The sequence below is a fragment of the Faecalicatena sp. genome (assembly GCF_058819085.1).
Map to the genome: position 1 here is coordinate 1 of NZ_JBZUUL010000043.1, position 25,386 is coordinate 25,386.

22 protein-coding genes, 1 pseudogene and 1 riboswitch are annotated in these 25,386 nt (G+C 45.8%); all 23 genes and pseudogenes read left to right on the plus strand.

Translation table 11 applies throughout. From position 1 onward, the window contains the following. Positions 1-116 precede the first annotated feature (116 nt). The 23 genes and pseudogenes from AC4OGX_RS19355 to AC4OGX_RS19465 all read left to right on the plus strand — a co-directional run bounded on the left by AC4OGX_RS19355 (position 117) and on the right by AC4OGX_RS19465 (position 25,386). Positions 117-788, plus strand: coding sequence for a V-type ATP synthase subunit D (locus AC4OGX_RS19355; protein ID WP_493332394.1), 672 nt, complete (start codon positions 117-119; stop codon positions 786-788). A gap of 368 nt (positions 789-1,156) precedes the next feature. Beyond that, the gene (locus AC4OGX_RS19360; RefSeq protein ID WP_493332396.1) at positions 1,157-2,218 is read left to right on the plus strand and encodes a PD-(D/E)XK nuclease family transposase; all 1,062 of its coding nucleotides are present in this window, start codon (positions 1,157-1,159) and stop codon (positions 2,216-2,218) included. Positions 2,219-2,396: 178 nt separating this feature from the next. Then, positions 2,397-2,699: pseudogene (locus tag AC4OGX_RS19365) on the plus strand (hypothetical protein); the annotation flags it as partial. Between the two features lie 477 nt (positions 2,700-3,176). Beyond that, entirely contained in the window at positions 3,177-3,686 is a 510-nt protein-coding gene (locus AC4OGX_RS19370) for a shikimate kinase (protein WP_493332398.1), read from the plus strand. A gap of 150 nt (positions 3,687-3,836) precedes the next feature. Then, entirely contained in the window at positions 3,837-5,129 is a 1,293-nt protein-coding gene (murA, locus tag AC4OGX_RS19375) for a UDP-N-acetylglucosamine 1-carboxyvinyltransferase (protein ID WP_493332399.1), read from the plus strand. A gap of 307 nt (positions 5,130-5,436) precedes the next feature. Next, positions 5,437-6,921 (plus strand): CapA family protein, encoded by a 1,485-nt coding sequence (locus tag AC4OGX_RS19380; protein WP_493332400.1) that lies wholly within the window; start codon positions 5,437-5,439, stop codon positions 6,919-6,921. Beyond that, a complete protein-coding gene (locus AC4OGX_RS19385) occupies positions 6,908-7,495 on the plus strand; it encodes a GNAT family N-acetyltransferase (protein WP_493332401.1) in 588 nt (195 codons plus the stop codon). The genes AC4OGX_RS19380 and AC4OGX_RS19385 overlap by 14 nt, the downstream gene beginning before the upstream one ends. A gap of 115 nt (positions 7,496-7,610) precedes the next feature. Further along, a riboswitch (SAM riboswitch) is annotated at positions 7,611-7,708 on the plus strand. A 185-nt stretch (positions 7,709-7,893) separates the two neighbouring features. Beyond that, positions 7,894-9,081 carry a methionine adenosyltransferase gene (gene metK / locus AC4OGX_RS19390; protein ID WP_493332403.1) on the plus strand — a complete coding sequence of 396 codons (1,188 nt, stop codon included), beginning with the start codon at positions 7,894-7,896 and terminating at the stop codon, positions 9,079-9,081. Positions 9,082-9,230: 149 nt separating this feature from the next. Then, the gene (locus AC4OGX_RS19395) at positions 9,231-10,295 is read left to right on the plus strand and encodes a sensor histidine kinase (protein WP_493332404.1); all 1,065 of its coding nucleotides are present in this window, start codon (positions 9,231-9,233) and stop codon (positions 10,293-10,295) included. Further along, complete coding sequence (locus AC4OGX_RS19400; RefSeq protein WP_493332406.1) at positions 10,288-10,980, plus strand: response regulator transcription factor; 693 nt, start codon at positions 10,288-10,290, stop codon at positions 10,978-10,980. The genes AC4OGX_RS19395 and AC4OGX_RS19400 overlap by 8 nt, the downstream gene beginning before the upstream one ends. A 119-nt stretch (positions 10,981-11,099) precedes the next feature. Next, positions 11,100-12,479: a TrkH family potassium uptake protein gene (locus AC4OGX_RS19405; protein ID WP_493332407.1), complete on the plus strand. Its 1,380-nt coding sequence runs from the start codon at positions 11,100-11,102 to the stop codon at positions 12,477-12,479. A 124-nt stretch (positions 12,480-12,603) separates the two neighbouring features. Continuing rightward, the gene (locus AC4OGX_RS19410; RefSeq protein WP_493332409.1) at positions 12,604-13,257 is read left to right on the plus strand and encodes a potassium channel family protein; all 654 of its coding nucleotides are present in this window, start codon (positions 12,604-12,606) and stop codon (positions 13,255-13,257) included. 11 nt (positions 13,258-13,268) lie between these two features. Further along, complete coding sequence (gene rlmB, locus AC4OGX_RS19415) at positions 13,269-14,045, plus strand: 23S rRNA (guanosine(2251)-2'-O)-methyltransferase RlmB (protein WP_493332411.1); 777 nt, start codon at positions 13,269-13,271, stop codon at positions 14,043-14,045. Between the two features lie 335 nt (positions 14,046-14,380). Next, positions 14,381-15,070: a deoxyribose-phosphate aldolase gene (gene deoC / locus AC4OGX_RS19420; protein ID WP_493332412.1), complete on the plus strand. Its 690-nt coding sequence runs from the start codon at positions 14,381-14,383 to the stop codon at positions 15,068-15,070. 11 nt (positions 15,071-15,081) lie between these two features. Further along, positions 15,082-16,395 (plus strand): transaldolase family protein, encoded by a 1,314-nt coding sequence (locus AC4OGX_RS19425; RefSeq protein WP_493332413.1) that lies wholly within the window; start codon positions 15,082-15,084, stop codon positions 16,393-16,395. Between the two features lie 148 nt (positions 16,396-16,543). Next, positions 16,544-16,981, plus strand: coding sequence for a VOC family protein (locus tag AC4OGX_RS19430; RefSeq protein WP_493332414.1), 438 nt, complete (start codon positions 16,544-16,546; stop codon positions 16,979-16,981). Between the two features lie 9 nt (positions 16,982-16,990). Next, on the plus strand, positions 16,991-18,154 hold the full coding sequence (locus tag AC4OGX_RS19435; RefSeq protein WP_493332416.1) for a phosphopentomutase: 1,164 nt from the start codon (positions 16,991-16,993) through the stop codon (positions 18,152-18,154). A 9-nt stretch (positions 18,155-18,163) separates the two neighbouring features. Beyond that, a complete protein-coding gene (locus AC4OGX_RS19440; RefSeq protein ID WP_493332418.1) occupies positions 18,164-19,333 on the plus strand; it encodes an iron-containing alcohol dehydrogenase in 1,170 nt (389 codons plus the stop codon). Between the two features lie 8 nt (positions 19,334-19,341). Further along, entirely contained in the window at positions 19,342-20,667 is a 1,326-nt protein-coding gene (locus tag AC4OGX_RS19445; protein WP_493332419.1) for an amidohydrolase family protein, read from the plus strand. Positions 20,668-20,693: 26 nt separating this feature from the next. Then, positions 20,694-21,785 (plus strand): BMP family ABC transporter substrate-binding protein, encoded by a 1,092-nt coding sequence (locus tag AC4OGX_RS19450; protein ID WP_493332420.1) that lies wholly within the window; start codon positions 20,694-20,696, stop codon positions 21,783-21,785. Positions 21,786-21,929: 144 nt separating this feature from the next. Next, on the plus strand, positions 21,930-22,763 hold the full coding sequence (locus AC4OGX_RS19455) for a nucleoside phosphorylase (RefSeq protein WP_493332421.1): 834 nt from the start codon (positions 21,930-21,932) through the stop codon (positions 22,761-22,763). A 15-nt stretch (positions 22,764-22,778) separates the two neighbouring features. Continuing rightward, on the plus strand, positions 22,779-24,311 hold the full coding sequence (locus AC4OGX_RS19460; RefSeq protein ID WP_493332422.1) for an ABC transporter ATP-binding protein: 1,533 nt from the start codon (positions 22,779-22,781) through the stop codon (positions 24,309-24,311). Beyond that, a complete protein-coding gene (locus AC4OGX_RS19465) occupies positions 24,301-25,386 on the plus strand; it encodes an ABC transporter permease (protein WP_493332436.1) in 1,086 nt (361 codons plus the stop codon). The genes AC4OGX_RS19460 and AC4OGX_RS19465 overlap by 11 nt, the downstream gene beginning before the upstream one ends.

The following is a 25,386-nucleotide window of genomic DNA, read 5'->3' on the forward strand; positions in this document are numbered from 1 at the left end:
CCATGTCACTAAGGCTTGAAAAGACCAAGCCAAAGTCGACAGGATGTACCTTACAACTAAGGCCCGAAAAAACCGGACCTAAGTTGTATAGGCAGCAGAAGGAGAGGTGAGTATATTTGGCATCCACACAAGTGAACCCGACCCGTATGGAGCTGACGCGGCTTAAGAAGAAGCGTATCACAGCGATCAGGGGCCACAAATTGTTGAAGGATAAACGTGACGAGTTAATGCGTCAGTATCTGGATCTGGTCAGGGAGAACATGGAAGTGCGTTTACGGGTGGAGAAGGGAATCCTTTCCGCCAATAAGAATTTTGTCATTGCCAAAGCAGGTATGTCAGAGGCGGCTTTGAATACGGCTCTCATGGCGCCGAAGCAGGAGATTAACTTAAACTGCGGCGAGCAGAATGTCATGAGTGTTAATATACCGACTTTTGATTATAAAACAAGGACAGCAGATGAAAACGACATCTACTCCTATGGTTTTGCGTTTACATCCAGTGATCTGGATGGAGCTGTGAAATCTCTGGCAGATATTCTGCCGGACATGATCCGGCTCGCAGAATGCGAGAAGGCGTGTCAGCTGATGGCAGCAGAGATCGAGAAGACAAGAAGGCGTGTAAACGCTCTGGAACATGTTATCATTCCAGAGACAGAGAAGAACATCAAATACATCACAATGAAACTGGACGAGAACGAGAGAAGTACTCAGATCCGTCTGATGAAGGTGAAGGATATGATGCTCGAGGAAGCACATCATTACAGCGAGAAGCAGGAATGTATGGCTTAATATTATAAAGGAAGTAGCGAAGCAGATTTTAGAATATTTGCTATCACTACAAACAGGTGAAAAGCCGCGGCAGGACAGATACTATAGAAAAGGTATCTGTCCTTATAGCGGCTTTTGTCATATGAAAATTTCAAATGATCTAACAGATCAACAGAACTATTTAATACTTTCTTAATTGTATTGCATATAGAAATATGATACTCTGAATCTATCAAAATGGCAGGCGCATCCGCCATCTCACGGCCATTTGACATCTCATTTCGGTGTTTCAGTTTCGAAACAGATTCCGTGAATGAAATAGTAAAACAAAGTGTAAATGAACATCAGGAAAAGAAAAAACAGAAGAAAAAAGAAAGGAGCAGCTGCCTATGAAGAAAAGGCTGAAAGACTATTTTCCACAGATCAGAACACGGGAGGAGGTGTTACAGGCTATTCAAAGCAATCTGATATGCGCCCAGCAGTTTGCATTCTGGGATGACGAACAGAAAGAGGAATTTCTCGGCTTTTGTACAGGAGTACGTGGGGTAAAGATGACTTATGATTCATTCTTTAAAGAGCTTATGAATCCTGAGATACATCCGGAGCGGCTGGAAGAACTGTTGTCGCTTTTACTGGAACAGAAAGTGCATATTAAGCAGATCCTTCCAAATGATTCCGTTCGAATTGCAGATGAAAGTACACTGCTGATTACAGATATCGTGGTTGAACTGGAAGGCGGAAATCTGGCCAATATAGAAATACAGAAGATCGGTTATGCCTTTCCTGGGCAAAGAGGTGCATGCTATTCAGCGGATCTTTTATTGAGGCAGTACAAAAGAGTGCGGGGACAGAAGAAAAAGAAGTTTACCTATCAAGATATGAAAACAGTTTATACCATTGTATTTTTTGAAAAGAGCACCACGGAATTTCATGCTATAGAGGAATATATCCACAAGGCCAGACAGGTGTTTAATACAGGTCTTACATTGAATATGCTGCAGGAATACATATTGATTCCACTTGACATTTTTCAGAAAAGCAAGCACAATAAAAATATAGAAAACAAGCTGGAGGCGTGGCTGAGTTTTATGATCGATGACAGCCCTGAACGGATCATGGAGCTTATAGAAAAGTACCCCTCCTTCCGGGAGATGTATGGAGAAGTATATGTGATATGCCGTAATGTTGAAGGAGTGATGAACATGTTCTCAAAAGAATTGCAGGAAATAGACCGGAATACAGTACAGTATATGATAGAAGAGCAGCAGGAACAGATTGACGCGATGGAAAAAGAAAAAGAGGAGCTGGAAAAACAGAATAGAGAGCAGCTTGCAAAGCTGAGAGAAGAGAAAGAACGGCTCGATTCAGTAGAACGGGAAAATGCAGATATGCGCAAAGAGCTTGAAGAATTAAAGCTGCTAATAAATAAACTGGGAAATGCTGAGAAGTAAAGGATTATTTTCCCGATTTTATGTGATTTAGAAAGAGGACAGACTAGGCAGTGCTGTCCTTTTTCATGTCCGGAGCTATTCCTATTAGATAGAACATTTTAGATATCATTTTGAACGAACGGTTTTCTTCTTTATGCATATACTAACCATATAATGTCTTGAAATGGAAGTGTGTATTATGAATCCAAAGCTGCCGTATTACATGGCATATCCAATGCCGCTTGCTTATGATGATGAGAAGATTGAGCGCAGGGACTATGAGTATATGAAAAGCCTTTATCCTGTAATGGCGAAAAGAGTTCTTCCGTATGTGGAGGAAGAATGTGACAGAATGGCGTATCAGTGCAGTATGATGTATGATGAGTACCCGGATAAACTTCAGCTGCGTATGATGTGTGACCGGATTTATGATAACGTTCGGAAACATGAGAAAATTTTCTATGAGGCTGACATGGATCAATTTTATATGGAAGAGGAGGAAATTGAAGAACAGCAAATTCGCTTCCCAGGCCGTCCACCGCAGCCAGGCCCAGGCCGTCCACCGCAGCCAGGTCCAGGGCGTCCGCCGCAGGGAGGTCCAGGGCGTCCGCCGCAGGGAGGTCCAGGGCGTCCACCGCAGGGAGGTCCAGGCCGTCCACCGCAGCCAGGTCCAGGCCGTCCACCGCAGCCAGGCCCAGGCCGTCCGCCGCAGGGAGGTCCAGGGCGTCCGCCGCAGCCAGGTCCGGGGCGTCCGCCGCAGGGAAATCAGAATTGGCTTCGTGACCTGATCCAGGTTCTCCTGTATCAGGAATTGTTTAGACGCAGGTGCGACAACCGCCGTTGTGACCGCAGATTTTACTAATTTAAAAATATATGTTATAATATTTGCACTTGGTGAGTCTTTTATAAATATGACGTTTATAAAATGATGTGATACCGGATGTGATTTTAATCAGGATAAAGCAGGGTGGATATACTTATGAAAAATAATCTTATTTTTATAGGAATGCCTGCCGTGGGTAAGAGCACGGTGGGTGTTGTCGTTGCAAAAAGGCTGGGGATGAAATTTCTAGATACGGATCTTTTGATCCAGGAACAAGAGAATCGGCTCCTGCGTGAGATTATCGCAGATGTTGGTGAAGACGGATTCCTAAAAATTGAAAATCAGGTCAACCGGGATGTGAATGCAGAGAATGCTGTTATTTCACCTGGCGGAAGTGTGGTTTACTGTGAAGAGGCAATGCAGCATTTCAAAGAGATCGGGACGGTTGTATATTTAAAAGCTTCTTATCAAACAATAAAACGTAGGATACGCAGTCCTAAAAAGAGAGGGGTCGTTCTAAGAGAAGGGCAGACCTTTAAGGATCTGTATCATGAGAGGACAAAGCTGTTTGAAAAGTATGCGGATATAACCATATGCGAGGACGGATGCAGGATCGAAGAGACCATTGAAAATGTGCTCGAGGCAGTGGAAAGTCTTGGTAAATAGGCGGTTTCCGGGCACGAAAGGAAAAAATGATTTTACAAATGTTTATTTTATGGTATAATAACTTCGCATATCTAAGATTAGGCTTGAATGTAACAGGGGAATAAATGATAAGGGATCACGATAACAATATCGGATAATTGAGGTGCGTTTATGGAGCAATATATTATTAAAGGCGGCAGTCCGCTTGTAGGGGAAGTCGAGATAGGCGGCGCCAAGAATGCAGCACTTGCAATTCTGGCGGCGGCGATTATGACGGATGAGACTGTACTGATTGACAACCTGCCTGATGTGAATGATATCAATGTAATGTTAGAAGCAATAGCAGGAATAGGAGCCATGGTACAGCGGATTGACCGGCATACAGTCAAGATCAATGGGAGTACGATCGGCAACTTTAATATCGAATATGATTATATTAAGAAGATCAGGGCGTCTTACTACCTGTTAGGTGCGCTGCTTGGTAAGTACAAGAGAGCAGAGGTGGCCCTTCCGGGCGGATGCAACATCGGAAGCCGTCCGATCGACCAGCATTTAAAGGGCTTCCGTGCTCTTGGTGCAGATGTTGATATTGAACACGGTAAGATCGTGGCAGAGGCAGAAGTTCTAAGAGGAACTCATCTTTATTTTGACGTGGTCACCGTAGGGGCTACGATCAATGTAATGATGGCAGCCGCGATGGCAGACGGTATCACTATCATGGAAAATGTTGCGAAGGAACCGCATGTCGTGGATGTGGCCAACTTCCTGAACAGCATGGGAGCGAACATCAGAGGAGCCGGAACAGATGTGATCAAGATCCGCGGGGTCAAATCACTGCATAAGACAGAATATTCTATCATCCCGGATCAGATCGAGGCCGGAACATTTATGTTTGCTGCCGCTGCAACAAAGGGTGATGTGACAGTTCTGAACGTTATCCCGAAGCATTTGGATGCGACGATTTCCAAACTTGTGGATATTGGATGTGAGGTGGAGGAGTTTGACGATGCCGTACGTGTCGTAGCGAAAGGCAGGCTCCGGTCCACTCAGGTGAAGACCCTTCCTTACCCGGGATATCCAACTGACATGCAGCCACAGATCGGTGTGACCCTGGCTCTGGCGAACGGAACAAGTACGATTACAGAAAGTATTTTTGAGAATCGTTTTAAATACTTAGACGAGCTGGCAAGAATGGGTGCTGTGATCAAGGTGGAAGGCAATTCGGCAACGATCGAAGGTGTGGAGGCTCTTTCCGGTGCACGGGTAAGCGCTCCGGATCTCCGTGCAGGAGCAGCACTTTGTATTGCAGGACTGGCAACGGATGGAATCACCATCATTGATGATATCGTTTATATCCAGCGAGGATATGAGAGATTTGAGGAGAAGCTTCGCGGGTTGGGCGGTATTATAGAGAAGGTGTCCAGCGAGAAGGATATCCAGAAGTTTAAGCTCAAGGTGAGCTAGAAGATCAGAAGAGGCCGGTTCAGGTTAAAGGGCAGGATTTGCGAAAGGTAATAGAGATTGGAATTGTGGTCATTGAGATTGAGAATATCGGATTTACGGAATTAAGAACGGGAAATGGGAGCATTTCCCGTTTTTTTCTTCAGGATACTAACATTCCGGGTCATAAACTGCCGATCTACCGGTTGATACAATCGGCGGCAAAATCGATGTTTAGGGTTGACTTTTTTCATACAATATGTAATGGTTTTTGTATATATGAGGCGGAAACAGAATCGGTCATATTGTTACGGATGAGGAGGCTTGGAGCATGGGAAGCGACAGGTACGATGAAGAGAAGCGAAGACAGAGGATTATGAAGCGCAGGAGACAGGTGCGCCGCAGAATGCTGATGGTATTAGGCGGAGGGCTTCTGATGATTATAGTGATCATCGGCGTTAGTACTGCCGCAGTAAAACGGCATATGGCTAATAAGCAGCTGGCAGCAGGAAAGAAGGCCATACAGGCCTGCTACGACACTTTTTTAAAGTCACAGGACGGGGCAGTTGAGGCATTGGCTGATCAGGGGAAAAAGTCAGACGCCTTTGCAGACTGGTTTGTTGAGAACTACCCTGACGGAAAAGCTGCTGTTTTGGAGAAAGCGAAGAAGGGGAAGGTATCTGCACAGGATATCTATGCTGCTGTGGGGGAGACCATGCATGTGGTACACGACCGGTATAGTGGTTATCTGGATGATGCAGCGGCTGCTAAAAAGCATGGGATTTATTTTAAAGCTGGAAATGCCGGAGAATCAGGCAGAGGATCTGGCGCCAAGAATGCTGCACAAGAAGCTGCCGAGATACTGATTGCCGGAGATCTCTGTTTTGCAGAGGATGGATTCGTGCTGGACCATTATGATGAGGTGAAGGACCTTTCAAAATGTATTTCACCCGAAATACTGAAAATGACTAATGCGGCGGATCTGTTTTATCTGAATCATGAGTACTGCATCAGCGACAGGGGAACGCCTCTGGAAGGGAAATTATATACATTTAGGGCAAAACCAGAGAGGATGTCACTTTTAGAGGAGATGGGGACGGATCTGGTATCTCTTGCCAATAACCATGTTTATGATTACGGCGAGGATGCACTGCTGGATACGTTTGACCTTTTGGATAAGGCAAAAATCCCGTATGTGGGAGGAGGGCACAATATCAAAGAGGCAGAGAGGCCTGTTTACTTCATTGTGAATGGGATCAAGATTGGTTTTACCGCGGCTTCCAATGCGGAGATCGTGTATTATACACCTGCGGCGGGAAAGGATTCTCCCGGGATCATGGAGGCTTATGATACAACAGAGTATCGGAAGGTGATAGAGGAGGCTGCCGGACAGTGTGATTATCTGATCTCTTATATCCACTGGGGACCGGAGGATACGAATACCTATGAACAGTATCAGCATGACCAGGGAAAGGAATTTTTGGAGGCAGGAGCTGATATCGTGGTGGGAGGACATCCTCACGTTCTTCAGGGAATGGAATATATAGACGGGAAACCGGTTGTTTACAGCATGGGGGATTTCTGGTTTAATGATGAGACAAAGTATACGGGGCTTTTGAAGCTGGATATCGGGCCGAAAGGGCTGGATGAAATGTCATTTGTACCATGCCTGCAGACAGGATATACGACACAATATATCAAAGAAAAGGAAAAACAGGCAGAGTTTTACGATTTTTTCGAGGAGCTTTCCCCGAATCTGGAAATAGATAAGAAAGGCGTTTTTAAAGAGGTAGAGAAGAAAGATGGACAATCATAAGTTGATGATCAGGATGGCAGAAATGAAGGATGCTGAGGAGATTTTAAAGATTTATACACCATATGTAACGGATACAGCCATTACATTTGAGTATGAAGTTCCTTCGCTGGAGGAGTTTCAATGCAGGATGCAGAATACGATGAAAATGTATCCTTATCTGGTGGCGGTTTATGATGGGAAGATCGCCGGGTACTGTTATGTTTCCCGGTTTAAGGACAGAGATGCATATGACTGGTCCGTGGAGACAACGGTTTATGTGAGCCGGGAGCTTAAGGGCAGAGGGCTTGGCAGAAAGCTGTATGAGAAGCTGGAAGAGGTTTTAAAACTGCAGCATATCCTCAACGTGAATGCATGTATCGCTTATCCGCACCCTGAGAGCATCGCATTCCATGAGAAAATGGGTTATGAAACGGTAGCGCATTTTCATAAATGTGGGTATAAGCTGGGGATCTGGTATGATATGGTATGGATGGAAAAAATGCTGGGCGGGCATATGGGGAGTCCAAAGCCGGTCATTCCGATCGGGCAGGTGGATGTGGAGAAGATTAATTCTGTTTTATCTGCTGATATGTGAATCATATCGGAAATTGCTGCCAGGTTACAAAAATCGTAAGATGTATATTGACATTTTCTGCAATACAGTGTAAAGTTCCTATTGTACTTAACAACAATTAAATAAAGCAAGCTTTCTCTTATTCAGAGCGGTGGAGGTACAAAGGACCTGTGAAGCCGCGGCAACCCCTCTTTAGGAAGGTGCCAACCTGAGCGAGTAATCGAACAATAAGAGGATTAGTTTATGAGATATAAACAGTCCGCTTCTTGTGGGCTGTTTTCTTTATGCCGGAAGATGACTGCCGGATATTGCAGAAACGTGCAACTTATTTTGACGGCTAAAGAAAACGGCTCCGGAGAGAAAGAGCTGGGGGATGGCTGTTAAGCAGCGATCCCAGGATTTCAAAAAGGAGAGAACTTATGGAAAAATTACTATTTACTTCAGAATCAGTAACAGAAGGACACCCGGATAAAATGTGCGACCAGATTTCAGATGCGATCTTAGATGCTCTGCTTGCAGAGGATCCGATGAGCCGTGTAGCATGTGAGACTTGCACAACAACTGGACTTGTTATGGTCATGGGTGAGATCACAACGAATGCATATGTAGATATCCAGAAGATCGTGCGAGATACAGTGCGCGAGATTGGGTATACAAGAGGAAAATACGGATTTGACGCGGACACATGCGGCGTTCTGACTGCTATTGATGAACAGTCGGCAGACATCGCTCTCGGAGTGGACAAGGCTCTGGAGGCGAAGGAGCATAAGATGTCAGACGATGAGATCGAGGCGATCGGTGCAGGAGATCAGGGAATGATGTTCGGATATGCAACAGATGAGACGGATGAGTATATGCCATATCCGGTTGCTATGGCACACAAGCTTGCCAGAAGGCTGACAGCGATCAGAAAGGATGGGACACTTCCTTATCTCCGCCCGGACGGTAAGACACAGGTTACTGTAGAGTACGATGAAAATGGTATTCCGTCCAGATTGGAAGCGGTTGTATTATCTACTCAGCACGACCCGGATGTGACACAGGAGCAGATTCATGCAGACATTAAGAAGTATGTTTTCGACGAGATCCTTCCGGCAGAGATGATCGATGAAAATACGAAGTTCTTTATCAACCCAACAGGACGTTTTGTGATCGGCGGACCTCACGGGGACAGCGGTGTTACAGGAAGAAAGATCATCGTAGATACCTACGGCGGAATGGCACGTCACGGCGGCGGTGCATTTTCTGGAAAGGACTGCACGAAGGTAGACCGCTCTGCGGCATACGCAGCACGTTATGCGGCAAAGAACATCGTGGCAGCAGGGCTCGCTAAGAAATGTGAGGTTCAGCTTTCCTACGCGATCGGAGTCGCACAGCCGACATCTGTGAATGTAGAAACTTTCGGGACAGGAGTCTTGTCCGATGAAAAGCTGGTAGAGATCGTGCGTGAGAACTTCGACCTTCGTCCGGCAGGGATCATCAAGATGCTTGACCTTCGCAGGCCGATCTACAAACAGACTGCAGCATATGGACACTTTGGCCGCAATGACTTAAATTTACCATGGGAAAAGTTAGATAAAGTTGACGCATTGAAAAAATATCTGTAATATAACAGTATCAGGTGCGTTAAACATAAGAAAGGCAGGCACCGGGAAAAGGGCCTGCCTTTTCTGTAGTAGTAGGGAACCTAAATTTTGAGAATATTCTGAAAACGGAGCGCAAAGGGGTCAGACCCCTTTGAACAAGGAGTGATATTATGAAGCTTAAAACGAAACTGATCCTTGCATTTATGACGGTGATGATCCTTCCTACGATTTTTGCGATCGTTGCGATGTATACGTTTGCACCGGCTGGTACAGGGGAGGTCGGCGAGATTCAGCAGCTGTACCTCCTGGTCGTATTTCTGACCGCGGCGCTTTTGATCTACTGGATCTACAGGACGGTGTCGGTCCCGCTTTCCAGGCTGCAGATCGCCGCGCGTAATATTAAGGAGGGAAACCTGGATTTTGAAATCAGGAGTGAGACGGATGATGAGATCGGGATGCTCTGCCGGGATTTTGAGGAGATGCGCCTGCGCCTGAAAGCGAATGCGGAGGAGAAGGTTTCGTACGACAGGGAGAGCAAGGAACTGATCAGTAATATCTCGCATGATCTAAAGACACCGATCACAGCGATCAAGGGGTATGTGGAAGGAATCATGGATGGTGTGGCAGACACGCCGGAAAAGATGGACAGATACATCAAAACAATATACAATAAGGCTAATGAGATGGATCTTTTGATCAATGAGCTGACACTTTACTCTAAGATTGATACGAACCGTATCCCTTATAATTTTACAACGATCTCAGCAATGCAGTATTTTGGTGACTGCGCAGAGGATCTGTCTCTGGAGCTGGAGGCAAAGGGTGTGGAGTTTACCTACCGCAATTATGTGGAAGTAGATTCTAAGGTGATCGTGGATCCGGAACAGCTTCGGCGTGTCATTAATAATATCGTGACTAATTCCCTGAAATATATGGATAAGCCGAAAGGAACCATTTTTATGAATTTAAAGGATGTAGGGGATTTTATCCAGGTGGAGCTTGGAGATAACGGTAAAGGGATTGCCCCGAAAGACCTGCCATATATATTTGACAGATTTTACCGTACGGATGCTTCCAGAAATTCTTCCAAGGGTGGAAGTGGTATCGGACTTTCTATCGTTAAGAAGATCGTGGAGGAGCATGGCGGAAAGATTTGGGCAACCAGTGAGGATGGGGTAGGAACAACAATGTATTTTGTAATCAGAAAATATCAGGAGGTACCCGTGGATGAGTAAGAAGATTTTGATCGTAGAAGATGAGGAAAGTATCGCAGATCTGGAGAAGGATTATCTGGAGCTGAGTAATTTTGAGGTGGCCGTGGCAAATGACGGCGAATTAGGAAGGAAAAAAGCACTGGAGGAGGATTTTGACCTGATTATTCTGGATCTGATGCTTCCGGGAGTGGATGGCTTTGAGATCTGCCGGCAGGTGCGTGACCAAAAGAATACACCGATCATCATGGTTTCGGCCAAGAAGGATGATATTGATAAGATCAGGGGGCTGGGACTCGGTGCAGACGACTATATGACCAAGCCCTTTAGTCCGAGTGAGCTTGTGGCCCGCGTGAAAGCGCATCTGGCGCGTTATGAGCGGCTGATCGGGAGCAATGTGGAAGAGAATGAGATCATTGAGATCAGAGGGCTTAAGATCGATACGACAGCAAGACGTGTATGGGTCAACGGGGAAGAGCGTTCCTTTACCACGAAGGAATTTGATCTGCTGACATTTCTGGCCGGCCATCCAAATCATGTGTATACAAAGGAAGAGCTGTTTAAACAGATCTGGGATATGGAGTCCATCGGGGATATCGCGACGGTAACTGTGCATATTAAGAAGATCAGGGAGAAGATCGAATATGATACATCCCATCCGCAGTATATTGAGACGATCTGGGGAGTGGGATATCGGTTTAAGGTTTAATGAACTGCGTAAGAAGGCGGTGTTGGCGGGAGCTGATGCCGCTGACCTTTTACTGGCATCCCAGCACAGCTTTGCGGATAGATCAGATAGACTTGGAATAAAACTTAAGGTGTTATGACATGAAGAATAAAAGCTTACGAAAAATTGGCTTGAACACGATGCAGAAGATTGCACTTGGGTTCTTAGGCGTTATTTTGCTGGGCGCCCTGCTTTTGTGGCTGCCTGTCAGTAATGAGAAGCCCATCGCATTTGCTGATGCGCTTTTTACAGCGGTGTCGGCGGTGTGTGTGACTGGCTTGGTAACGATCACCCCGGCGACGCAGTTTACTGTGTTTGGGAAAGGGATCCTCCTGGTTCTCATCCAGGTGGGAGGCCTGGGGGTGATTGCCTGCATGATGGCCTTTTTTCTCATTATCAAAAAGAAAATTACAATGAAGGAACGCGTGGTGATCCAGCAGACCTACAATTTGGACACATTAAGCGGTCTGGTGAAGTTTATCATCAGGATCCTTAAAGGGACGTTTGTGGTGGAAGGGATCGGCGCTCTGTTGTATTCCCTCAAATTTATCCCGGAATTTGGTGTGGTAAAAGGAATCTGTTTTTCTGTTTTTCATGCCATTTCGGCTTTCTGTAATGCGGGAATTGACATCCTCGGAAGCAGCAGCTATATGCAATATGTGAAATCACCGGTCATCAGCTTTACGACCATGTTTTTGATCGTACTGGGAGGTCTTGGGTTTACTGTATGGCACGATATTTATCAGAATACAAGAAAAGTGCTTCGAAACAAACAGCCTGCAAGGCGGCTTTTTACAAGACTCAAGCTCCAGACGAAAATCGTGCTGACAATGACAGCGATCCTTCTTATGGCGGGATTTTTGGGAATTTTCATATTAGAGTACCATAATCCGGATACGATGGGGGATCTAAATTTTGGACAAAAATTAATGGCGTCCGGCTTTCAGTCAGTGACCACAAGGACGGCAGGTTTTGCGAGTATTTCACAGGCAGGGCTGACACCGGGCTCGAAGCTTTTGGGGTGTATCCTGATGTTTGTGGGAGGCTCTCCGGCAGGAACCGCGGGCGGTGTGAAGACGACTACGGTGGCGATGCTTCTCTTGACCTGTATCGGTGTCATAAAAGGGAAGAGAGATACAGAATGCTTCGGAAGGAAGATTGAACCATCTGTTGTACGGTCCGGTATCGCAATCGTTCTGATCACGTTTCTCTTCTGGCTGTCAGGGGTGACCCTGATCACGGTGCTGGAACCGCATGTGGATTTTCTGCGGATCATGTATGAGACGACCTCGGCTATGGCAACGGTGGGGCTGACAGCAGATCTGACACCTGAACTGGGAAGGGCAAGCCAGGCAGTACTGATGGTATTGATGTATGTGGGCCGGATCGGCCCGATCACGATGGCCCTTGTTTTTGCAGGCAGGGCAGATACAGGAGCACAATTGCGGGATCTGCCGGAGAAGCGGATCATGCTGGGATAAGATGGACGGTATGTGAAACAGGTAGGACATCTGCCATAAGAAAATGGATATGAGAAAGCAGAGAAGAGGATTTTGAATATCTGTTTTAGTTTAGAAAGAATGAACATCGATTAGGAGAGAATCAATGAAAAAACAATATGCAGTATTAGGTCTGGGCAGTTTTGGACGCAGTGTGGCACTGACATTGGAAAGCCTGGGCTGTGATGTGTTTGTAGTAGATAAATCATATGAGAAGGTGCAGGAGATCTCCGACTTAGTGGCTTATGCCATGCGGGCTGATGTGTCAGACCCGGATGCACTTGTATCACTGGGCGGCAAGAACCTGGACGGGGCGGTCGTAGCGGTGTCCGAGAATCTGGAGGCCAGTATCATGGCAACGATAGCGGCAAAGGAGATCGGGATTCCTTATGTGCTTGCGAAGGCCAGGGATGAGCTTCAGGGAAGGATTCTGGAGAAGATCGGGGCGGATGCCATCGTATACCCGGAGCGGGATATGGGAAGCAGGGTGGCAAAGAGCCTGGTTTCAACTGCATTCACAGACTGGATCGAGCTTTCATCAGAATATAGTATGGCAGAGACTGTGATCCCTGAAAATTGGGTAGGAAAGAGTCTGGCAGAACTAAAGGTGAGAGAAAGATATGGCTTAAACGTAGTGGGTATTATGAGAGGGGAAGAAGTGGATGTTACATTTGACCCTCACGAACCGCTGCCAGAGGAGTGTATTATCATTGTGATCGGCGCCAATGACGTTTTGGCGAAGTTCCATGCAATGAAGTGAGGATAAAAGATATGATTACAAGTACGAGCAATCAACGGGTGAAGGAGCTGCTGCAGCTGCAGAAAAAAGGCAGGGCAAGGAACCAGGCCGGTGTTTTTCTGGCAGAGGGAAGCAGGATGGTAATGGAAACACCGGGGGAGAGGCTGAAAAAGCTGTACGTTTCGGAGACTTATTTTCGGAAACATGAAAAGGAGTTAAAAGTGCTTAAAGTGGTTCCGGAGGTTATGTCTGACACGGTATTTGCTTATGTGTCAGATACAAAAACACCTCAGGGGATTCTGGCCGTAGTCCGGCAGATGGACTATCAGCTGGAGGAGATGTTAAAAAAGAAGGAGCCCCATATTCTAGTTCTGGATAACCTTCAGGATCCGGGGAATCTGGGGACGATATTCAGAACAGCGGAGGCGGCCGGAGTAACGGGCATTTTGCTGAGTAAAGACTGTGTGGATATTTATAATCCAAAAACAATCCGTTCCACGATGGGAGCAGTCTATCGGATGCCGTTTGTTTATGTGGAGGATGTGATCGGCGGAATTGAAACGCTGAAAAAGCATGGTGTGAAGGTTTATGCAGCGCATCTGGATGGAAAGAATGCTTATGACCAGGAGGATTACAGGCAGGGAACCGCATTTCTGATCGGCAATGAAGGAAATGGGCTGAGGCAGGAAGTAGCGGACTGTGCGGATACCTGGGTCAGGATCCCCATGGCCGGGCAGGTGGAATCACTGAATGCGGCAGTTGCGGCTACGGTGTTGATGTTTGAGGTGAGCAGGCAGAGACGCAGGTAATAGTGCGAAGCGAGCTTATAATATCCGCTATGAAGATAGGAAAGAGTATGAGAAAAGCAGCCAAAGAAATCTGGCTGCTTTTTTAATATTCAAAAATGTGAAAACACCGACAAACAAGATGGTATAAATGTAAAAATGTGATAAAAAGAAAATAATGTTGGAACAAATGTTATAATACATACATTTAAAACAACTAAAAATGTGAATTTAATGTAATTATTATAACAAATGTGATTGACAAAACAAAATCAGAGTGGTATATTGACATTGTAACAAACAATATATTGTAAATGCGCATCAATATAAGGGAAAGTTTAATTTTAGGAGGAATTACAATGTTGACAGTAAATGAATTTGCAAAACACTTAGATTTGGCATATCTGGCACCAAATTTACAAAAGGAAGATATTATTAAGGCATGTGATATTGCTAAAAAGTATCATGTGAATGCAGTGAATGTCAATTCCTGTTGGGCAGAGCTTGTGGTAGAAGAATTGAAGGGAACAGATGTAGGACCGAGTGCAGTAATTGGTTTCCCATATGGTGCGATGTCCACAAAGGCAAAATTGTTTGAATTAGAGGAGATGGTAAAGCTGGGATGTACTGCCTGTGATATGGTGGTCAATATTGGAGCTGTCAAAGATAAGAATTACGATCTGGTACGGCATGAGATCAGCGAATTTGTAAGGATCTGTGGTGACGGATGTGATACAAAGCTGATTTTTGAGGTCGGATTCCTTACAGATGAGGAGATTGCAGAGCTTACAAGGATCTGCTGCGAATGCGGAGTTACCTATGTGAAGACCGCAACGGGTTCCCAGGCGTTTCCGACAATGGATCAGGTTAAGATCATGAAGGAAAATCTGTCAGGCAATACGAAGATCAAAGTTTCAGGCGTACCAAGAACATTTACAATGCCGGCAGTCTTACATATGTTTGAACATATGGAGGTCAGCCTTGTAGGGACAAGAAGTGCAGGTAAATTAGTGGAAGAGTACAGTCAATATCTGGAAGAGTTGAAATAGTGGAGGGTGTTATGCAGACAGTTAATTATAGCTTGGCTTCTCTTGTGAGCGGAGATATTCAGATCATATCCAGTGATGAGGGTTATGTAAGAAGAGCACTTCATCAGAATATCAGTCTTGAGGAATATGAATTCTTACAAAAAACGGTGAGATACATTGGAGTCAGCGACAGATTTAAGGACGTGATTGATCTGTTTAAGGTTCCGGCCGGCGAGACACCGGCGGGATTTAAGATTGAATACAACATGAAAGAAAACCAAATATTGGAAATAGATCTGGTGAGAAATATATCGTATGATAAAAATGGAAAGAAAAGACCTACAAAGTTTATTTATTCAGCGGACACAGCGAATCCGTATGAAGTAGAACCGATCAAACATCTGATCGGTAATCTGACCTGTAATCCAGGGATCATCTATGATTTATTTATCAATAACCCGGAAGCGAATATCGGGAAGAAATTCAAGACCAGAAATGAGGTTATGAAGGAGATCGCTGACATTTTAGGACCAGGATGTGATATCAGTGTGGAGGTAAACAATCCATTTGCAGACTTTAACCAGATCCTTGAGGAGGCAGAGGAATTCAGAGAAATGTTCTCGGACTACCGTATGGTCATCAAGATCCCTCATACAGGACCGGTGAATGCTGCAAATGTAGGTGATCTGCTGGTGGGAGATAAGAAGCTGTCCACACGGTGGAACCAGGCTGCAACAAAGGATTATCTCTATGGACATAATCTGGCATTAAAGATGAAAGAACATGGCTTTAGAGTAAACTATACCTTGATGTTTGAACCGTGGCAGACAGGAATGGCATTGCAGGCAAAACCATACTTCATTAACAGTTTCGTACGTCAGCGTTTCGGTGTGACTACTTACATTAATGGCATGTTGACTGCTTATCAGAAGACATACGATGACAGATTCCTTCAGGAGCTCCGTAACTTTATGATCCAGTGGGACTTCCTCTCTAAGGATGATACAAACGCAGACCTCCGCCTTGTAGAAAAGATCGCAAGAGAGACCGTGGAATACAGAAAGATCAACGAGCGGGAAGGGTTCGACGGCATGGACGGCGTGAGACATAATTTAAGAATGCTTCGGAATTCGAATCTGGATGACACCAGACTGATTATCTGCAGCATTGAAGGATCAAGAATGTATCCCGAACTCGATAAACTGATGACAGAAGACGAGTTCAAGGATATGACGGACAGGATCGTAATTACCACAGAACCAAGTTATCTGGCACAGAATACATCGGCACCGCAAATTATTACATATCAAAGAAGATTTATGAACGCTGCAAATGGTGAGAAGTAATGTGGAAGGGAGGCACTATAGCAGATATGGGGCCTCCTTTTTGTATAAAATCAGCAGACGATGAGTTTTGTATTCTGGAGACAGCCGGTAAATAAACGTTCTATAAGAATAATGATGGAGGTGCATCAGGTATATGGGCAAGTTGGAAATGTTGACTAAAATTAATGATATCTGCTTATTTGTGAAGGACTTTCAGGGAGCACTTAAATTCTATACAGAGAAATTCGGATTCAAGGTAAAAAGGCTTCAGCCTGATCCAGAACATGCGAATTATGCAGAATTCGAATTCCATGGGACTGCGGTTACACTCTGGGACAAAAAGGGACTTTGCGAGGTAGTCGACCACAAATATATTGATGGGGACGGACATCATTTCATGATCGCGGTAAAGGTTCCCAGGCTGGAAGATGTGGATGACATCTCAAATGAACTGATTTCAAACGGAGTAAACTGTATCAAAGAGCCGACTACCTATGAATTTGGCTCCAGAGCGGCTTATTTCCAGGACTTTGAAGGAAATGTCTGGGAAGTGTTTGCATGGGAAGAGGGCAATGGACCCGGACTGTTAGATGAAGCTTTAGATTAGGAGGCACACATGCCAAAGTTTACGATAATTGTGTTGGACAGTGTTGGGGTTGGCGAGCTGCCGGATGCCGCAGAGTTCAATGATGTAGGAACAAATACGTTGAAGCATGTAAACGAATTCAGAGGCGGCTTAAATATTCCCCATTTAAAAAGGCTTGGAATGTTCAATATTCAGGGAACGGGACTTCCTCCTGTTGACGATCCGGCAGGCTGTTTTGGAAAGGCGGCAGAACTTGGAAAGGCGAAGGATACGACCAATGGACATTTCGAGATTGCAGGCCTTACCGTGAAGACCCCTTTTAAGGTGTTTGGAGAATCGTTCCCTCCGCGGATTATAGAGGAATTGGAGAGGCGTATTGGAACAAAAGTAATCGGGAATTATCCGGCATCGGGTACAGAGATCATAAAGGTACTTGGAGATGAACATGTAAAGACAGGATATCCGATCGTCTACCTTTCCGCAGACAGCCTGATGCAGATTGCAATGCATGAAAGTGTAATTCCATTAAAGAGACAGTATGAAATCTGCCGGACAGCCAGAGAGCTTCTGACAGGAGATGATACCGTGAGCAGGGTGATCTGCAGGCCCTTTACGGGGGAAACCGGTAATTATTACCGTACAGAGAACCGAAAGGATTTCTCGGTCGACCCGCCGGGATATACGGTGTTAGACATGCTCAGTGAAAACGGGCGGGATGTGATCGGAGTCGGAAAGATCGAGGATATTTTTAACAGACGCGGATTAACAGAGATCAATCATACGAAAAATAACCGGGAAGGGATACAGGCGACGCTTAAGTATTTGAAGACAAGCTTTGACGGACTTCTCTTTGTAAATCTGGTGGATTTCGATATGCTTTATGGACACCGCAACAACCCGGAAGGATATGCAGAAGCACTGGAGTATTTTGATACCTTTGTGCCCGATATGATAGACCTGATGGAAGAGGAGGACATTCTTCTTATCACAGCAGACCATGGCTGTGATCCTACCACACCGGGAACGGATCATACCCGTGAGTATATTCCTATCGTAGTATATGGAAAACGATTAAAAGCAGGTGTCGATCTGGGCGTCCGAAGTACTTTTTCGGATATCGCAGCAACGATAGCCCAATATTTCGGGTATGAATTTAAGACAGGGACCTCTTTTTTGAAAGAGATGGAAAGGTAAGGTAAAGATATGGATAGTTTTGAATTTATGTCACCTACGAAATTTATATTGGATAAGGACGCAGACCAGCTTTGCGGCAGGGAAATTAAACGGTTTTCCGACAATGTGCTGTTTGTGCATTATGGAGACGGATATATGTATAAATCAGGTCTTCATGGAAGGATCATTGAAGCGCTGAAATCAGCAGGGGTGACTTATTATGAGCTGCCGGGTGTAGAACCGAATCCAAAAGTAGGGCTTGTCAGGGAAGGGATCAGGCTGTGTAAGTCAAAACAGATTGGCTGCGTTCTGGCCGTAGGCGGAGGAAGTGTGATCGACACGGCGAAAGCTGTTGCTCTTGGAGCAAAGTACGAGGGTGATGTCTGGGATTTCTTTCGTAAAACAGCGGTACCCACAGAAGCACTGCCTATTGGCACAGTGATGACTCTTCCGGCAACGGGAAGTGAAGGAAGCAATGGAAGCGTCCTGAATAATCCAGAGACGGGTGAGAGCGCAGATGTAATGGCAGATTTTTTGAGACCGGCTTTTACCTTGATGAATCCGGATCTGACGCTGACGATTCCGAAGAGACAGACTGTATTTGGGATCATCGATATGTTTTCTCATGTGATGGAAAGGTATTTTTCCAGCTCTGTCAATGTCAACCTGACAGACTATCTGTGTGAAGGTGTGATGAAGTCGATTCTGGTGAACGCCCGTACTCTGATGCAGGACCTGGATGATTACAATGCCCGTGCGGAGTTTATGTGGACCGCAGTGGTAGCGCACAACGGTCTGCTTGCAACGGGAAGAAACCAGGATTGGGCAACGCATACGATCGGAGCACAGTTAAGCGCACAGTATAATGCGGTTCACGGTTCTACACTTTCTGTGTTGTTTCCCTGCTGGGCAAAATATGTGTATAAGGAAAACCTTCCGAGATTCGTCCAATTTGCAAACCGTGTATTCGATGTAGAAGTAGACTTTTATGATCAGGAGAAAACGGCTTTGGAGGGGATTCAAAGATTACAGGAGTTCTTCCAGTCTATGGGTGCACCGACAGTGTTAAGGGAAATCGGTGTCGAGACAGATGAGAAATTCAGAAAGATGGCAGAAGATGCATGCAGATTCGGTAATATTGGAGGAATTAAATCTTTGAATGCCGATGATGTAGAAGCAATCTATAGAATGGCACAGTAGGTGAGGGTATGAAATTTCAAACGGGTATCAGCGGAGCAGTCATTGTCTCGGCGCACAATGGATATCGTCCGTTTATCGGCTCTGTGGGCATGTCTGACGGACGTATCGAGACAGTGACAGAGGGAAAATTAAAAGAAGAGGATTGTGAGATCTTTATAGATGCAGGGGGGAAGATCCTTATGCCCGGACTTGTCAACGGGCACTGCCACGGTGACATGACACTGGCGCGCGGGCTTGGGGATGATCTGACATTGCTGGAACAGAATCATCGATTTGCTGATACAGGCTGGTTTTACACTCTGATTGATGACAAAGACAGATTTTACTCAAGACAGCTTACATATTGTGAGGCTCTACTATCCGGCACGACCTTTATTATGGAAAATATGTATTGGGGCTTGGGAAAGGATTCTGTCCGGGCGATGAAGGAGGTTGGTATCAGAGGTGCTTTGGCGGAGGATATCCGTGCAGATTTCCAAAAACCGGATGAATTTATAACGGAACAATTTCTTGAGGACTTCATAGAAAACTGCAGTGAGAACGGGTTCATACCGGTACTCGGCGGGATCTCTGAGGAAGACTATGAAAAGGAACGGCTCGAAAGGATCCATAAAACAGCCGCAAAAAGAGGGATGCTGCTTACCTGCCATCTGGCAGAAAATACATGGAGACAGGAGATCATAAAGGAAAAGTACAACACGACCGCGATTGATTTCTTAGATCAGAATCAACTGCTGGGAGGCCATCTGCTGGGTTCTCATGTGGTGTATGCCTCAAAAGATGAGATAAGACGGCTCGCTCGGACCAAGACGAGAGTGGTCAATACACCGCTGTGTGAGATGAAGATCCAGGATGGGATCGCACCAATACCGGAAATGGTACGGCAAAAGGTAACGGTGTGCCTGGGAACAGACGGAGCAATGTGGAATAACTCCAATGATATTTTCCGTGAGATGAAGGGAATGTCGCTGCTCCATACAGTGAACAGCGGCATCCGAAGCCTAAAGAAAACGGATATCCTCGATATGGCCACGATCAACGGAGCAAAGTGTTTTGGATTGGAAAAGGATTATGGAACCATCGAAGCAGGAAAAAAGGCGGATTTTATATTGATTGAGACTAAAGTGCCCCATATGCAGCCTCTGCTTATGGGAGAGATGGAGACAGTGACCTCCGCACTTGTCTATAATGCGACAGGCCGTGATGTGACGGACGTATTTGTGGACGGAAGACATGTGGTAAAGAACGGGGTCTTACAGACCATAGATCTTCATAATGTCATGGAAAAAGTGCAGCGGGCTTCTGAAAAAATAGCGAAGGCACTTTCTTCATAGAAAAAGAAAAAGGAAGGATAAAAGTTATGAAAAAACGAGTATTGGCAGTGATGCTGGCAGCAATGATGGTAGTCGGGCTTGTGGCGGGATGCGGAAAGAAATCAGATCCGGCTTCTTCTGACGACGGAGGAGACAAGGGAGAAAAGAAGTTAAAAGTAGCGCTTGTCGTAAACCAGAAATTCGGTGACAAGGCCTCTATGGATGACCTTGCAAAAGGTGCGGATCAGGCAGCGAAAGATTTTGGCGTAGAGATCAAGAAGCTGGAATCAGCAGAAGCATCAAAGTATGAGGAAGACGTACGTGCCATGTCAAAGGCCGGATACGATCTGATCGTAACAACATATGCATATATGACAGATGCGACAAAGCTTGTTTCAAAGGAATATCCGGATACAAAGTATGCAGCTATTTTCCAGACGATCAATGATGGCAGTGAAAAGTATGACAATATCTGGGATACAGAGTTCCACGGCGAAGGCGCATTTTATCTCGGCGGTTATATTGCAGGAAAATTGACAAAATCAAATCATGTCGGTTTTGTGGTAGGCGCAGAAGAACCGACACCGAATGCAGAGGGAAATGGGTTTATGATGGGGGTAAAAGCTGCTAATCCGGATGCAACGGTTGAATTTTCATATGTAGGAAGCTATGAGGATCCGGCAAAGGCAAAAGAGATCACAAGCGCTATGATCTCCAAGGGCTGTGATGTTGTTCAGACAGACTCCGGTGCATCCAATGCAGGTGTGGTAGAGGCATGCAAGGATGCCGGTATCCTGTGTGCAGGTGAGATCAGCGATTACTATGACACATATGACGGGTTCTACGGCATTGAAGGGATCGGATTTGGTGACACTGTTTACAAAGCGATCGAGATGTTAGAAAAGGGAGAATATCCGGGAGGAGAACACGGAATCCGTGACCTTACCAACGGCGGTTACTTTATGGACTGGGATTCTTTCCAGAGATTTGCAGACAATAACTCAGAGTATAAAGATGCAATGACAGCAGCGATCGAAGAGGCAAAGAAGTTGGAAGAACAGATTAAAGATGGTTCTTTAAAGGTGCCATTTATCACAGATGTGCCAAACTGGGATACGATCAAGGCTTCAGCAGAATAGGTAAGATGACGAAAGGCTGCCCTTTAAGCAAAGGTACCATACCGGCAGGGATACGGATAGCTGCGGCTTAAATCGGGCAGCTTCTATAAAAAACGGCGAATACAGAAGAATTGATAATAAAAGACCTGTGAAGGGAGATTCATTATGGAAGAAAAAATCAATAAGGCTTCAGCTCCAAAGGCTGAAAATGAAGGCGTTTATCATCTGCAGTTAAAACCGGGCGATGTTCCGCCATATGTGATCCTGCCGGGAGCACCGGAACGGACACTGAAAATTGCTAAGAACTGGGAGGATGTAAAAGAGGTGGCATCCTACAGAGAATATAAGACAGTGACAGGAAAATATAAGGGCACGGAGATGGCCTGTACCTCAACGGGGATCGGCGGGCCAAGTTCAGAGATCTGCCTTCACGAGTTAAATACACTGGGTGTTCACACCTGTATCAGAGTGGGGACAACCGGATGTATTGTTCCGCAGTTTGATCTGGGAGACCTGATCATACCGGTTGCATGTGTGAGGAAAGACGGCACCTCGGCTACCTATGTAGAACCGGAATTCCCGGCATTTGCAAACACCTATGTAGTCATGGCTTTGATGGAGGCCTGTGAGCGGTTAGGATTTCGCTATGGACTGGGACTTGATTATACAGTCGGCTCCTTCTACATCGGACAGGGCCGCCCATTGAATGAGGATAAAAGCGGATATTGGCCGTCATTTGCAGAGAAGATCATCCCGGATCTTACCACAGCAGGCGTGACCAATATAGAGATGGAGACTTCCGGACAGTTTGTTGTTGGTTATCTGCATGAGATGAGGATGGGAGCGATCCTTTCTGTGATCTCCAACCGTGTGCTTGACAGATGGGGAGATAACGGCGGCGAGGAGAAAGCTTGCCTGGCGGCGGCAGAGGCGATGAAGATATTAAAAGAATGGGACGAAACGGGCGAAGTTAAGATGAGTGCAAAACTAAGGAAGTAGAAGAGGAAGGATATTATGGCAGTAGCGGTTGAAATGTTGAATATATCAAAATTCTTTCCCGGCGTAGTCGCAAATGACAAGGTGTCCTTAAGCGTAAATGAAGGTGAGATACTTGGTCTGATCGGGGAAAACGGTGCCGGAAAATCTACAATGATGAATATGCTGTACGGTATGATGGAACCGGACTTAGGTGTGATCAAATTATTCGGAAAGGAAGTCCGGATCCAGTCGCCCAATATGGCGATTAAGCTGGGGATTGGAATGGTACATCAGCATTTCATGCTGATGCCGAACTTAAGTGTTTTACAAAATATTATACTGGGAAAAGCACCAACAAAAAATGGATTGATCGATACAAAGGAAGCAAAAGAGAAGATCCAGGAGATCATGGATACCTATGATCTTCCTGTCAGCCTGGATGAAAAAGTGTACCAGCTTTCTGTAGGCGAGAAACAGAGGGTAGAGATCATCAAGGCCTTATACCGCGAGGCAAAGATATTGATCATGGATGAGCCGACCGCTGTACTGACACCGACTGAAACGGATAAGCTTCTGGAGGTTCTCAGGCTGTTAAAGTCAAAGGGATGTGCGATCATATTTATCACACACAAGCTGCGCGAGGTAATGGCGATTACGGATAAGATCGTTGTCATGCGAAAAGGTCTTGTCACAGGGAGCCTGGATACCTCTGAAGCGAATACAGAAGGTCTATCTGACATGATGGTCGGAAGGAAGGTCAACCTGGAGATTTCAAGAAAGGAATATGACCCGGGAGAAAATGTGCTGGAAGTAAAAGATGTCCGGGCATTGAACCAGAGAGGCCTTCCGGCCTTAAACGGGATCAGCTTCCATGTAGCCAGAGGAGAAGTCGTCGGGATCGCTGGTGTAGAAGGAAACGGACAGACGGAACTGATCGAGGTCGTGTCCGGCATGCTTAAGCCAACCGGCGGACAAGTCATTTTCAAAGAAAAAGATGTGACTGCACAGAACGTGAGGCAGAGAAGAGAAAATGGGATGTCCCATATCCCGGAGGACCGCTTGAAAATGGGAAGTGCGACGAACTGTACGATCCGGGATAATCTGATCCTGAATCGGTATTACCAGAAGCCTTACTGTAAGAGTGGGATTCTGGATAACAAGAAGCTTCATGCGTTATCAGAAGCTTTATGCAAAGATTTTGGGGTGAAGACACCGGATTCTGATTATAAACTGGGAACTCTCTCGGGAGGCAATATGCAGAAGGTGATCTTTGCCCGTGAAATGGAGGCGGACCCAGATCTTCTGATCGCAGCGCAGCCCACCAGAGGTGTGGATATCGGAGCGATCGAGTCCATTCACCACAAGATCATCGAAGTACGTGATTCAGGACGGGGTGTGCTGCTAGTCAGTGCTGAATTGGATGAAATCCTTTCTCTTTCTGACCGGATACTGGTCATGTATGAGGGAGAGATCATGGCAGAATTTAAGCGCGGAGAGGCAGATGAAAGAACCATTGCAGTCTATATGACAGGTGCAAGGAGGCAAGGCGGTGATAACGATGAAAAATAAAGAAAATAACAGGATTTTATCGGCAGCAGGGGTTGTTGGAAAACAGATCGGTCTTATTATCGTGGCATTGATCCTCGCAACAGTCTTTCTGGCAGTTTCCGGCTACGAGCCATTGGCGATCGTAAACGGGATCGTGGAAGGCCTGACGGTAGATGTGGCGGGAACCATCAGGTGGGCAACCCCGCTGGTGCTTGCAGGGCTTGCGATCTGTGTCACTTATAAAGCGGAGGTGTTTAACCTTGGTGTGGACGGCCAGCTGTATATAGGAGCAGCAGCGGCAACTGCGGTGGCAGTCAATATCCCGAAGGGGATGAACCATGGTATAGCGCTTTTACTTGTATTCTTATCGGCCATGGCAGCAGGTGCGTTGTTCGCGATGATCCCAGCTTTAATGAAGGTGTATCTGGATACGAATGAGGTTGTCTCCACACTCCTTTTGAATTTCATAGCTGCTCTTTATGTAGAATACCTGGTGACAGGTCCGCTTCGTGACCCGGAGGCAGGGACAAACTTAAATGCCAGCGCCGTTTTGGGTGAGAATACATGGCTCCCGCGAATTTCATTTTTTGAACCATCATCAGCAAATATTGGATTTTACATAGCGCTTATTGTCATGGGGATCCTGACCTTTATTTTCTTTCGAACTGCATTCGGCCACGAGATCAAGATCGTCGGTTCAAATCCTGTTCTTGCAAAATACGCAGGAATGAAACCTAAGAAAACAATTCTGCAGGTGATGGCAATGAGCGGCGCGATCGCAGGGATCATCGGAGCGGTAGAGGTGACAGCGGTTCAGCACAGACTTCTGGCAGGCTTTAATCCTGATTTTGGGTTTGACGGCATCGTGGTTTCTCTGTTGGCGAATAACAACCCGATCGGGGTATTATTCTCAGGAATTTTCTTTGGAGCATTGAAAAATGGCGGCATCAATATGGAGAGGATTACAGATGTCCCATCCGCGGTGACAGATATCGTAACGGCGATCATATTTATTACGATCAGTGCGAAATTTGTGATACCGAAGCTGAAACGCAGGGCAGCAGAAAAAACATCGGTGAAAGAAGGAGGTAGATAA

Bases quoted from the DNA above. Each gene is read 5' to 3' on its own strand.
- metK (WP_493332403.1), top strand. From the start codon at position 7,894: ATGGAAAAATTACTATTTACTTCAGAATCAGTAACAGAAGGACACCCG.
- AC4OGX_RS19425 (WP_493332413.1), top strand. From the start codon at position 15,082: ATGCAGACAGTTAATTATAGCTTGGCTTCTCTTGTGAGCGGAGATATT.
- AC4OGX_RS19450 (WP_493332420.1), top strand. From the start codon at position 20,694: ATGAAAAAACGAGTATTGGCAGTGATGCTGGCAGCAATGATGGTAGTC.
- AC4OGX_RS19380 (WP_493332400.1), top strand. From the start codon at position 5,437: ATGGGAAGCGACAGGTACGATGAAGAGAAGCGAAGACAGAGGATTATG.
- AC4OGX_RS19395 (WP_493332404.1), top strand. From the start codon at position 9,231: ATGAAGCTTAAAACGAAACTGATCCTTGCATTTATGACGGTGATGATC.
- rlmB (WP_493332411.1), top strand. From the start codon at position 13,269: ATGATTACAAGTACGAGCAATCAACGGGTGAAGGAGCTGCTGCAGCTG.
- AC4OGX_RS19430 (WP_493332414.1), top strand. From the start codon at position 16,544: ATGTTGACTAAAATTAATGATATCTGCTTATTTGTGAAGGACTTTCAG.
- AC4OGX_RS19455 (WP_493332421.1), top strand. From the start codon at position 21,930: ATGGAAGAAAAAATCAATAAGGCTTCAGCTCCAAAGGCTGAAAATGAA.
- AC4OGX_RS19435 (WP_493332416.1), top strand. From the start codon at position 16,991: ATGCCAAAGTTTACGATAATTGTGTTGGACAGTGTTGGGGTTGGCGAG.
- murA (WP_493332399.1), top strand. From the start codon at position 3,837: ATGGAGCAATATATTATTAAAGGCGGCAGTCCGCTTGTAGGGGAAGTC.
- AC4OGX_RS19400 (WP_493332406.1), top strand. From the start codon at position 10,288: ATGAGTAAGAAGATTTTGATCGTAGAAGATGAGGAAAGTATCGCAGAT.
- AC4OGX_RS19465 (WP_493332436.1), top strand. From the start codon at position 24,301: ATGAAAAATAAAGAAAATAACAGGATTTTATCGGCAGCAGGGGTTGTT.
- AC4OGX_RS19445 (WP_493332419.1), top strand. From the start codon at position 19,342: ATGAAATTTCAAACGGGTATCAGCGGAGCAGTCATTGTCTCGGCGCAC.
- AC4OGX_RS19460 (WP_493332422.1), top strand. From the start codon at position 22,779: ATGGCAGTAGCGGTTGAAATGTTGAATATATCAAAATTCTTTCCCGGC.
- AC4OGX_RS19410 (WP_493332409.1), top strand. From the start codon at position 12,604: ATGAAAAAACAATATGCAGTATTAGGTCTGGGCAGTTTTGGACGCAGT.
- AC4OGX_RS19405 (WP_493332407.1), top strand. From the start codon at position 11,100: ATGAAGAATAAAAGCTTACGAAAAATTGGCTTGAACACGATGCAGAAG.
- AC4OGX_RS19360 (WP_493332396.1), top strand. From the start codon at position 1,157: ATGAAGAAAAGGCTGAAAGACTATTTTCCACAGATCAGAACACGGGAG.
- AC4OGX_RS19440 (WP_493332418.1), top strand. From the start codon at position 18,164: ATGGATAGTTTTGAATTTATGTCACCTACGAAATTTATATTGGATAAG.
- deoC (WP_493332412.1), top strand. From the start codon at position 14,381: ATGTTGACAGTAAATGAATTTGCAAAACACTTAGATTTGGCATATCTG.
- AC4OGX_RS19370 (WP_493332398.1), top strand. From the start codon at position 3,177: ATGAAAAATAATCTTATTTTTATAGGAATGCCTGCCGTGGGTAAGAGC.
- AC4OGX_RS19385 (WP_493332401.1), top strand. From the start codon at position 6,908: ATGGACAATCATAAGTTGATGATCAGGATGGCAGAAATGAAGGATGCT.